The following is a 10,788-nucleotide window of genomic DNA, read 5'->3' on the forward strand; positions in this document are numbered from 1 at the left end:
AGTCCTTGCCGTCGGCTGAGGTGGAGGCGCAGGTCCACCAGGCGGTGCTGGACGGCCTGTTCGGGCTGGCGGGGCTGCAGCCCCTGCTGGACGATCCGGACATCGAGAACATCAACATAAATGGGGCGGACCAGGTGTTCGTCCGCTATGCCGATGGCCGCCGCGAACGCCGCGATCCGGTCGCCGCCTCGGATGCCGAGCTGATTCGCACGGTCGCAGCCCGGGTTGGGATTGAGGAACGCCGGTTCGACCGGGCCGCACCCCGGCTGTCCATGCAGCTGCCGGACGGGTCACGGATGTTCGCCGTCATGTCGGTCGTCGGACGGCCGTCGGTGTCCATCCGCCGGCACCGCTACCAGCAGGTTAGTCTGGCCGACCTGGTCGGCATGGGCACGATCAGCCACGAGCTGGAAGGATTCCTGTCCGCGGCGGTCCGCGCCCGCCTCAACATGCTGATCTGCGGGGCGACGAACATCGGCAAAACCACGTTCCTGCGTGCGCTGGCGGCCCAGATCCCACCGTCGGAGCGGATCATCACGATCGAGGACAACCTCGAACTCGACCTGCACCGCCTGCGCGTCCACGACGACGTGGTCGCCCTGCAGTCGCGTGAGGCCAACGTGGAAGGCGAAGGCGAGGTCACCCTCGCGGAGCTGGTCCGCTGGGCGCTGCGGATGTCTCCCGACCGGGTGATCGTTGGGGAGTCCCGCGGTGCCGAGGTGATCCCCATGCTCAACGCGATGAGCCAGGGCAATGACGGGTCGATGACCACTTTGCACGCCAGCTCGTCGGCGGGTGCGTTCCTGAAGGTCGCGACCTATGCGGCGCAGGCGCCGGAGCGGCTGTCGCTGGAGGCGACGAACCTGCTCGTTGCCTCCGCGGTGCACCTGGTCATCTACCTTGGCTACGCCACGAACGGCGCCCGGGTTGTCTCCTCGATCCGGGAGGTGACAGGTGCTGACGGGCTGCTGGTCTCCTCCAACGAGGTCTGGCGGCCCGGTGCGGACGGCCGGGCGGTGCCCGGCGCGCCACCACAACCGGCGACCGCCGCCGCGCTACAGGCCGCCGTCCGCCGCTATCACGAGCACGGCCTGGACGGCTGGGCCGGATGAGGGGGCACGTCATGGGCATCGATCGGGACGGTCTGATCCTCGCTGTCGTGTGCGGCAGCGGGGTTGGCCTGGGTCTGTGGCTGGCCGGCGCGGGCACGGCCCCGGTCTGGGCCGGTCTGCGGGCCGTAGTCGCCCGGCGGATAGCCGGACTGTCGGGCCAGGCCCGTGCCCTGCGGATCGGCGGCATCGTCGCGGCGGGGCTGGCGGTGGGGATGGTGACCGGCTGGCCGGCCGCCGCCGTCCTGGCCGCGTTCGCCGCCGCTGTCCTGCCCGGTCTGCTCGCCGCGGGCCGGATGGACAAAGCGCTCACGGCCCGGGTCGAGGCGATCGCCGGCTGGGCGGAGATGATCCGCGATACGTTGGCCGGGGCCGCGGGCCTGGAACAGGCGATCCTCGCCACCGCACCGATCGCACCGCTACCGATCCGCGCCGAGGTGCTGCGGCTCGCCGCCGCTCTCCAGGCAGGCAGACGGTTGCCCGACGCGCTCGCCGGGTTCGCCGACGCGCTGGACGATCCGACCGCCGATCTGGTCGTCGCCGCCCTCGTGCTGGCCGCGACCCGCCAGGCCCGCCAGCTCACCGACCTGCTCGGCCGGCTGGCTGCCGCAGCCCGCGACCAAGCGGCGCTGCGGATGCGGACCGCCGCGTCGAGGGCACGTACTCGCACCTCGACCCGGGTCATCATCGCCACCACGGTGGTCATGACCGGCGGGCTGGTGCTGTTCAGCCCCGCTTTTGTCCAGCCGTACAACACCGTCGGCGGGCAGCTGGTCCTGCTCGCGGTCGGCGCCCTGTTCGCGTGCGCGTTCGCCTGGCTCGCCCACATGGCCCGCCTACCCATACCGGACCGGATCTTGACACGCTTTCCCAGCAGGAGCCCGACGTGATCGTCGCAGTGGTATGCGGCGCCGGCACCGGCCTCGGCTTGTGGCTGGTCTGGACAGGGTTCCGGCCGGCGAAACCGGATCTGGCCGAGCTGATCGCCGCCCTGCGGCCCACCCCACCACCCGCACCGACACCGCCGGCCGGCCCGGCACCCCAGGTCGGGTGGGCGGCCCGACTGGGTGCGCCACTCGCCGGCCGGCTCAGCCCCGACCGGTTTCTGCCCGCCCCGGTCCGTGCCGACCTGATCGTCGCCGACCGTGACCCGGCCCACCACCTGGCGGAGAAGGTCACCGCCGGGCTGGCCGGGTTCCTACTGCCGCCCGTCCTCTCACTCATCCTGGCGGTGGCGGGCCGGCCACTACCCGGACCGGTCCCGGTTGCGCTCACCATGGTCCTCAGCATCGCCGGGTTCATCGCCCCGGACCTGGCTGTTCGGGAGGAAGCGAACCGGGCGCGGGCGGGACTACGGCACGCGTTCAGCTCCTTCCTCGACCTGGTCGTTATCGGCCTGGCCGGCGGTGCCGGCCTGGAACAAGCGTTGGACGACGCCGCCTCGGTCGGCACCGGCCCCGCCTACACCCAGCTACGCCGCGCGATCGACGACGCGGCCCTCACCGGCCGGCCACACTGGGACACCCTCGCCGCCCTCGGTACCCGCCGGGACGTGCCCGACATCGTTGAGACCGCCGCCTCCGTCCAACTCGCCGGCGGTGAAGGCGCCAAAATCCGCGCCTCGCTGGCCGCCCGCGCCGCCGGCATCCGGCTTCGCCAGCTCACCGACGCCGACGCGGACGCCACCGCCGCCACCGAACGCATGGCCCTGCCCGTCGTGCTGCTGTTCGCCGGCTTCCTTCTACTGATCGGATTTCCGGCGATCATGCGTGTCCTCGACAGCCTCTAACCACCACCAAGGGGGAACCGCTGTGCCCCATCCCCACATCCGAGCCGACCGGAGCGTCCGCCTGCGCCTGGCAGGTCTGGCCGCCCTCCTGCTCTCCTTCATCGCCACCGCCCGCACCCGCTGGCAGGCGTCGGAGGCCAGGGTCCGCGCCAACGGCCGGGACGCCGGCTACTCCACCGAGGCGATCCTCGTCACCGCGCTGCTCGTCGCCATCGCCCTCGTCGCGTTCGCAATCCTGGGACCGAAGATTATTGATAAGATCAACAGCATCGAGCTGTGATCTTATAATGCCGATGATCAGATCTGCCCGCCAACGGGAACCGCTGGCCATCGTCCGCCGTCGGTCTGCGTATCCACCGCAACTCCGTGCAGCCCGATCTGGCGCCGTCCGCTACGGATGCCCGCGACAGGCTCGCCCAACACCGCAGTCTCGCGGTGCCGGTCGGGACACCGGCGCCGGGGCCGCGGAGCTGGCGATCGCCATGCCGCTGCTGATGTTCCTGCTTCTGGCCATCGTGCAGTTCGCACTGTGGCAGCACGCCGTGCACGCCGCTTCTGCCGCCGCTCGTCAGGCCACCGAAGCCGCCCGCGCCCAGGGCGCCGCCACCGACGCCGGAGAAAACCGCGCGCAGGTCGTGCTCGACCAACTCGCCGGCTCCGTCCTCACCGACCCCCGGGTCGACGTGCACATCGGGCCAGAAATAGTCACCGTCCGCATCACCGGGCGCACGGTCAGCCTGATCCCAGGGCTTTCGCCCCGGGTGGAGGTGCAGACCTCCGGAGTGATCGAAAAATTCCGGCCGGACGGCGCAACACCATGATCTTCTGTGGAGGTGGCCGGGCCACCCGGTGGGGCCACACCCACCGGCCCGGATCAGGCGGGGACGGATCGGCGGCGGTCGAACTCACCCTGCTCGCCCCGGTCGCCATCCTGCTGCTGTTACTGATCGTCGCGGTCGGCCGGCAGATCCAGACCCGGATGCAGGTTGACGACGCCGCCCAGGCCGCGGCCCGCGCCGCGACCACCGCACGCAACCCCGCTCAGGCCCAGACCGCCGCCCGCGCCGTGGTCGCGGCCGGTCTGCCCGGCGGCACTCCGTCGTGCCGCACCGTCATCGTCACCGTGGACACGTCCGACTTCCGCCCGGGTGGCAGCGTCCGGGCGACCGTGGCCTGCACCGTCGACCTGGCCGATCTCACCGGCCTGCGCCTCCCGGCCGTCCGCACGGTCGAAAGCACCTTCACCGCCGTTATCGACCTTTACCGAGGCGTTTCTCCCGGGTTCATGAATTCCGAAGCGCCGGCAGGCGGGAACCCGAGCGATGGTGTCCGATGATGCTGTCAGTAGGTATCGGTTCACGAACCGGAGTGCGGGCTGCGAGCTGCGTATGCAAGGCCGGCGAGGGCGAGCAGCATCCAGCCGGTCAGGTAGAGGAAGGCTGCTTCGGCGGACACGGCGGTCCACAGGGCACCGGCGATCGCGCTGGCGGCGACGTTGCCCGCAGCCTGGATGGTCGCCAGCAGGCCGAATGCCGACCCGCGGATGTCGGCTGGTGCCAGGCTGGCGACGGCGGTGTGCTGGGCGGTTTCCACACAGCCGATCGCCGCACCGGCCGCGAGGAACGGCAACGCGAGCACGGCCAGCTGTGCGCCGGTAAGGGCGAAACCGGCGTAGGCGACGGCGAACAGCGCGACCCCCGCAGCCAGGACCAGGACCGCGCCGTGTTCACCGAGCCGGTCGGCGAGTCGTCCGGCGGGCAGGGAGACGGCGGTGGCGACGACGTTGTAGAGGACGTAGAGGGCCAGCGCGAGGCTGGTGGCGCCCTCTTGGCCGTGCCCGGGGCGCAGCAGATCGGTGGCGCGCAGGATGAGCAGGGTGGCGGCGACGTTGCCGACCTCGAAGGCGGCGACCGCGCCCATCAGCGGGCCCAGACCCGCGCGCAGGACCGGTCGGACGCGGATCCGCAGCGGCACTCGTCGCCGGGTCTCGACTGTCGGGACGTGGCGGATGGCGTAGACGATCGCGGCGGCGGCGAGCAGGCCGGGGATGACAGACAGGCCAATCGCCCACCGGACACCCATTGCGGCGACCAGCCCGAGTGCGAGCAGCGGGCCGCCGATCGCGCCGAGGTTGTCCATCATCCGTTCAAAGCCGTAGGCACGGCCGTAAGCCGCAGGGGCGACGGCATCGGCGAGCAGGGCGTTGCGTGCCGGGACCCGCAGGCCGCGAGTGGCCCACGCCCCGGCCCGCAGCACCCCGACCTGCCAGACCGCGGTGGCCGCACCGGTGAGCGCGGCCAGCCCGGCAGTGCTGGCGTACCCGCCGACCGCGACCCGCCGACGCTGGGCCGGCTGGTCGGCGAGTGCCCCGCCGACCAGCCGGGCGGTGCCGGCCAGCCCGTCGGACACACCTTCGATCAGCCCGAGCGCGGCGGCCGACGCACCGAGCGTGACGGTGAGCAAACTCGGCAGCAGCGCGGTGGGCACCTCGTGGCCGACGTCGGCGAGCAGGCTCGCAGCGCCGATACCGGCGACCCCGCGTGTCAGCCACGGATCGGGCCCGGCAGAGGCCTCGGGCAACTCGGCGTGGGCGGTGGGTCTGGTCACGGGAAGCAGTGTGCCGGTATGTCGTCCTATCCCGGGGTCTGGGGGCGGGGCGTCACGTTCACCGTGCCGCAGTGCGTTGCCGACCGGGTCGCCTCGACGGTAGGCGCTCTATCCGTTCCTGGGGAGGGCGAACGGCAGAACGGCAAGGCGGATCTCCCTGTTGCGGTCGCCCTTGGCGTGCAGGACGAAATCGAGGCGCTCGTCGGTGTGCTGGGCGCCGCACCGCTTGAAGGTCGGGTACTTCTCCACCTCGATGACCGCTTTCCCGATCGCGGCGGTAACGTCAACGCGGCGGATGAACAGCAACAGGGCGGCTTTGGTGTCGCGCCAGACGAGGTAGCTGAACAGCTGGTCGAGGGCTTGCGGGATCGTCGATGGGCCGTCCCAGATCTTGCACTCGCCGATGAAGACGTTGCGGTCGTCCTCGCGGATGAGGATGTCGGTCTTGCCGTCGCCGTTGAAGACCTCCCCGGCCGCGTTGCCCTCGAAGACCGTGTTGAGGCTGATCAGAAGCAGGTCGCGGATCTCTTCCTCGTCCAGTTTCGCGGCCGTCGACGGGTTGCGTTCGAGCGCGTTGCGGCTGCTGCGCAGCACGGCGAGCGCGGCTTCGTAGTCGCTCTCGGCCAGGACAGGCTCGGGCACGAATGGTCCGCTCGCGATCGGCCGACGGACTGTGATCCTCCGTCGGGTGACGGGCACCGCGTACCGTGCGGCGTCCGGCCGCTGCCGGATCGGAAATCCCAGCCCGGCCTCGAGCCGCCGATCGGCGAGCACCTTCGCCCGCCGGGCCGTGACGAGCTCAGGTGTCAGCTGTCGGATCCTTTCGTTGTGCCGATCGATATCGGCACGGGCATAGCCCAGATGATCATCGATTCTGTCGAGCCGGGCGTCGAGCTGCGCCCGTCCCTCCGTCGGCTCGATAGCGGCCGAGTCCGCGATCATCGCAAGCCGGATCTCGTGCTCCGTCACAGTGGCGTACTGGGCGCGGAGGCTGCGCCGGCTGGCGCGAAGTTTGAAGACGGCCCGGTCGCCGTCGAACGGCACCGCGATGACGATCTGGGTCCGCAGCACCTCATAGCTCTGCCACAAGCCCTCCCGACGTTCGACAACCTCGGGTGCTGGCACCAACTCGGCCTCCTCACGGCGCAGCGTCGGGCAGACGACGGAGTACTCACCGATCAGGTAGTTCACGACGTCGGTCGGCGCGGTTGCGAGCAACTCGTCGGGGTTCCAGGCGTTGACCGTCTTTTTCAACGCGTCGACCTGACCGTCCAGTGTGGCCATGAGGTCGCCGTCGTTGAACAGGATGCCGTTCTGGTGCATGGGTCCAGTCTGATCCATACGTCGGACAGTTCCGCTGATATGTCCTGGTCGCCGCCCTCTCCGGTCCGCGGTGTGCCCGATCGACGTCGGCTCGGCGGCGGGGCCAGCGCGAGAAGTGATCGCCACGTTGGCGATCAGGTCGGCGGGACGGCACGAGTCGCCGCCGCTGGGGTGGGCTTCATGAAGGATGCGGTCCTCACAGATGCGGACCGGAGGCCCACGCGCACCGATGACGAGATCGTCGCCGCATGCGGTCCTCACAGATGCGGACCGGGGACAGGCCGGTGCCCGATGACACCTCCGCCCGCTGGCCGGGGCTGGGACGGCGGACAGATCACCGCGTTCTTCGCCGTGTTTGCCGTCGCGTTGCTCGCCCTCGCCGGGCTGACCGTGGACGGCGGCCGGGCGCTCGCCACCAAATCGAAAGCGATCAGCACCGCCGCTGAAGCCGCCCGCGCCGGCGCTCAGGCCCTTGACCTGCTCACCTACCGGACCACCGGCGTGCCCCAGCTCGACCCTGCCCAGGCGCGTAGGCTCGCGCAGGACTATCTGACCGCGGCCGACGCGCAAGGGGTGGTCACCGCCACCCCCGTCCTGGTCACCGTCACCGTCACCGCGGTTACCGGCACCCACCTGCTCACTGTGCTCGGCGTCCGGCAGATCACCGTCACCGGCACTGCCAGCTCCACCCCGGTCCGCGGCGTGGGCGCCTCGGTCGCCGGCCCACCGGGAGGTGGGCCGTGAGCCACCATTCCTACCCCTACACTCCGTTACCCAGTCTCGCCCCGCCCGGTCCGGTCGGCTTCTGGCGACGGCTCACCGCCCTGTTGGCCGCACTTGGCGCGCTCGCGGTCAGCGTCGCGTTCCTCGTCGCCGCACCGGTCGCGATGTGGCGGGGCATCGGCTGGCCGCTGCCCCGCCACATCCCCACCTGGGATGGGATCAAAGTCCTCCTGGGCTCGCCGTTCGCTCAGGACTTTCTGCTCGACGTGTTGGCCTGCCTGTTCTGGTACCTCTACCTCGTCCTGGTGCTGTCCTTCGCCAGCGAGGCGGCGATGATCGTCGTCGACTGGCGTCACCCCCGCCCGCGTACCCGCCGTCGCGGGCAGACGCTGGCCGCCGCGTTGCTCGGTACCATCATCGCCGGAATGATCACTGTTGCCGCCCGGAGCAAGCCCCTGCCGACCACCACCGCGGGTGAGCTGAACCAGACCTCCGCCGCTTACCGTGCCCCGATCGTCGCGGCAGCCCCCGCCGACCCCACACCCCCGGCCACGCCCACACCTGCTGTATTCGTTCGCACCACGCCCAACGTCGTCCAGCCGGTCGGCTACACCCAGCCGGCCGGCCCGGGCGTGAACCTGCCGACCATGCTCGTCGCCCGCTACGACTCGCTGTGGGGACTGGCTCACACGCACCTCGGTGACGGGCTGCGCTGGCGGCAGATCTACCAGCTCAACGAAGGCCGGCCGCAACCTGACGGCGGACGGCTGGCCAACCCCGACCTCATCCGCCCGGGCTGGATCCTGCGACTGCCCGCCGACGCCGTCGTCCCACAGGACCCGACCGAACCGGCCACCACCAACCCGCCCGACGGCGCCACCGCGGGCACCGGCCCGGCGGCGCCTGCCGGCCCGGCCGCCCCCGACACGCCGGCCACAGCACCGTCGGCCCCACCGACCGCCACGCCCTGGATCCCACCGGTATCCACAGTCGCGCCATCCTCGCCAGCCGGAGCATCCCCGGCGCGGGGGACGTCCTCCGCACCCGCGGCACCCGCGCCGACCAGCCATCCCACCCCGGCCGCGCCGCACGTCCCGGTAGAGCGCCGCACCATCCGGCTGCCGTCCGGCGCCGTCCTACCTACCACCCTCATCGCCGCGATCATCGCCGCGGTCACGATCGCCCGGCTGCTGCGCACCCGCCGCCGCACGCCGACCCGGCCCGGCCAGCCGGTACCGACTGCCCCATCGCTCCCGGTGATCGTGCGGGAGATCCTGGGCGCCGGCACTACAATGTCCGCCGACGATGAGGAAGCCGACCTGTGGCCGGGCCACCCGCGCCGGGGCGACCACGACAGCGTCACCGGCCACCCCGGCCACCCCGGCCACCCGCAACCGTCCGATCCCACCGCCGTCCCGTCCCGCCCACGCGCCGACCTCCCCGCGTCTGACGGGCAGGAGCCGTCCACCCCCGTCGGCCGGCCGGCAACCCCGCCGCTTGGCTCCGGCGGCATGGGAGAGCCGGTGCCATCGGAGGTGGCACTGCTACCGGGGACGCTGGTCCGTGCCGGCCGGCTCGGCCTCGACGGGCCAGGTGCGCCGGCCGCAGCACGGGCAATCCTGACCAGCCTGCTCACCGACCATTACCGCCACCGCAACCGGCCGGACCGGCCCTGGCCCGGCCGGCTCCTCATCCCGGCCGCCGATGTCGACCGGCTCGGTCTGCCCGCCGACCTGCTCGCCGTGTTGCCGCAGGTCACGATCGTCGACAGCGCGGGCGCCGCGGCCGACCGGCTGGAAGCCGAAGCGCTGTACCGGCAGCGGATGATGGCCACCTCCGGTACCGACACCATCGACGCGCTACGCCAAGCAGTGCCCGACGAAATGTTCCCCACCGTCCTGCTCGTCACCAGCGTGGAAGAGACGCTTGCCGGCAGGACAGGGACGGCGAACGGCCACGGCAGACAGCTCGGCCTGTTCACCCTCGCCCTCGGCCACTGGCCCGCACAGCTGACCGTCACCCTTGACTCCGACGGCACGCAGACCGCCCCGGCCGGCGGACGCGGAGACGCATGGTGGCAGCTGACCGCCGCCAGCGCCGCCGACCTGCTACGGCTGGCCGCCGCAGCCCAGGACATCCACCTGCCCGACGAGGCCACCCCACCCGTCTTCTCAACAGCCACGCCCGCACCTGCAGTCACGCCCGCACCTGCCCGGCCGGCGGTGGAGCGACGGGTACGGCTGGTGCTGTTCGGCCGGCCCACCCTGGTCATCGACGGCCGGCTCCACACCAAGGGCGTCCTGACCAAATCGTTGGAGATCGCGGCCTACCTGGCGTTCCACTCCGACGGGGTCAGCGGCGATCAGCTCGCCGGCGAGCTGCTCCCCGACCGGGAGCCCGCTAAGGCCGCCAACCAGATCTACCGGGCTGTCGGGGCGCTGCGGGGCGAAATCCGACAGGCCACCGGTGACCGGGACACCGTCTTCGTTGCCGGCGGCAAGACCGGCTACCGACTCAACCCCGACCATGTAACCGTCGACCTGTGGGAATTCGGCACAGCGGAACGCACCGCCGGCCACGCCCGCGACGACCCCGCCCGCATCGCCGCGCTCACCACCGCCGCCGAGCTGGCCCGCAACCGGCCGCTCGCCGACGTCGGCTACAACTGGGCCGCCGGCTATGTCGCCGACCTCGAGCACCGCATCACCGGCGTACTCGCCGACCTCGCCGACCTGTACGCCGACGACAACCCCGACCGGGCACTGGCCTACCTCGAACAGGCCATCGTGCTCACCCCGCACGTCGAAGACCTCTACGCCCACATGATGCGCATCCACGCCGCCCGCGGACGCACCGACGCCGTGCGTCGCACCTACCAGCGGCTCGCCGACGCATTAGAGCACCTCGGCCTCGACGTCGACCCCACCCCCGAGACCCAGGCGCTCCTCGCCCGTCTCACCCGCACCCAGCAGGCCACGCCGCCCCCCGGAGCCGGGCATACCGGACCACGGCGGATCATCCGTCCGGCCGTCCCCCGGCCCGTCGACCCACCCATCGCCGGCAGCTGACCCCGACCACCACCAACTGACCCACTACCGAGTGCAGCACCACTTACACCGAGCGTCGGGCTCTGTGCCGCATTCGGTGGTGACGGATTGTTAGCCGAGCAGGATGCGGTGCCGGAGCAGGGTGAACCCGGCTCTGCCGTGCATCTGGCGCATGATCCGTTTGGTTTTT

General features: G+C 71.5%; 10 protein-coding genes. 8 read left to right on the forward strand and 2 right to left on the reverse strand.

Features of this window, described 5'->3' with window-relative positions; all coding sequences use genetic code 11:
• The 6 genes from MJ797_RS22430 to MJ797_RS22455 all read left to right on the forward strand — a co-directional run.
• On the forward strand, window positions 1-1,112 hold a 1,112-nt coding region (locus MJ797_RS22430; RefSeq protein ID WP_239340891.1), incomplete at its 5' end, for a CpaF family protein.
• Window positions 1,113-1,123: 11 nt separating this feature from the next.
• Window positions 1,124-1,999 (forward strand): type II secretion system F family protein, encoded by an 876-nt coding sequence (locus MJ797_RS22435; RefSeq protein ID WP_239340894.1) that lies wholly within the window; start codon window positions 1,124-1,126, stop codon window positions 1,997-1,999.
• On the forward strand, window positions 1,996-2,898 hold the full coding sequence (locus MJ797_RS22440) for a type II secretion system F family protein (RefSeq protein WP_239340897.1): 903 nt from the start codon (window positions 1,996-1,998) through the stop codon (window positions 2,896-2,898). Before MJ797_RS22435 ends, MJ797_RS22440 begins: the two co-directional genes overlap by 4 nt.
• Before the next feature lie 22 nt (window positions 2,899-2,920).
• A complete protein-coding gene (locus MJ797_RS22445; protein WP_239340900.1) occupies window positions 2,921-3,178 on the forward strand; it encodes a hypothetical protein in 258 nt (85 codons plus the stop codon).
• 13 nt (window positions 3,179-3,191) lie between these two features.
• Complete coding sequence (locus tag MJ797_RS27090; RefSeq protein ID WP_255739392.1) at window positions 3,192-3,719, forward strand: TadE family protein; 528 nt, start codon at window positions 3,192-3,194, stop codon at window positions 3,717-3,719.
• Window positions 3,716-4,234, forward strand: coding sequence for a TadE/TadG family type IV pilus assembly protein (locus MJ797_RS22455; RefSeq protein WP_239340905.1), 519 nt, complete (start codon window positions 3,716-3,718; stop codon window positions 4,232-4,234). The genes MJ797_RS27090 and MJ797_RS22455 overlap by 4 nt, the downstream gene beginning before the upstream one ends.
• A gap of 20 nt (window positions 4,235-4,254) precedes the next feature.
• On the opposite strand, the gene MJ797_RS22460 is transcribed toward MJ797_RS22455, so the two are convergent.
• The gene (locus tag MJ797_RS22460; protein WP_239340907.1) at window positions 4,255-5,505 is read right to left on the reverse strand and encodes an MFS transporter; all 1,251 of its coding nucleotides are present in this window, start codon (window positions 5,503-5,505) and stop codon (window positions 4,255-4,257) included.
• Window positions 5,506-5,613: 108 nt separating this feature from the next.
• Window positions 5,614-6,846: a hypothetical protein gene (locus tag MJ797_RS22465; RefSeq protein WP_239340910.1), complete on the reverse strand. Its 1,233-nt coding sequence runs from the start codon at window positions 6,844-6,846 to the stop codon at window positions 5,614-5,616.
• Between the two features lie 273 nt (window positions 6,847-7,119).
• Here MJ797_RS22465 and MJ797_RS22470 point away from each other — a divergent pair, with 273 nt between their 5' ends.
• Window positions 7,120-7,572 carry a pilus assembly protein TadG-related protein gene (locus tag MJ797_RS22470; RefSeq protein ID WP_239340913.1) on the forward strand — a complete coding sequence of 151 codons (453 nt, stop codon included), beginning with the start codon at window positions 7,120-7,122 and terminating at the stop codon, window positions 7,570-7,572.
• Window positions 7,569-10,619, forward strand: a complete 3,051-nt coding sequence (locus MJ797_RS22475) for a bacterial transcriptional activator domain-containing protein (RefSeq protein ID WP_239340916.1) — start codon at window positions 7,569-7,571, stop codon at window positions 10,617-10,619. The genes MJ797_RS22470 and MJ797_RS22475 overlap by 4 nt, the downstream gene beginning before the upstream one ends.
• Window positions 10,620-10,788 lie beyond the last annotated feature (169 nt).

Origin of the sequence: Protofrankia sp. CiP3, from assembly GCF_917627345.1 — a bacterium.
In the GTDB taxonomy this organism is placed as follows: Bacteria; Actinomycetota; Actinomycetes; order Frankiales; family Frankiaceae; genus Protofrankia.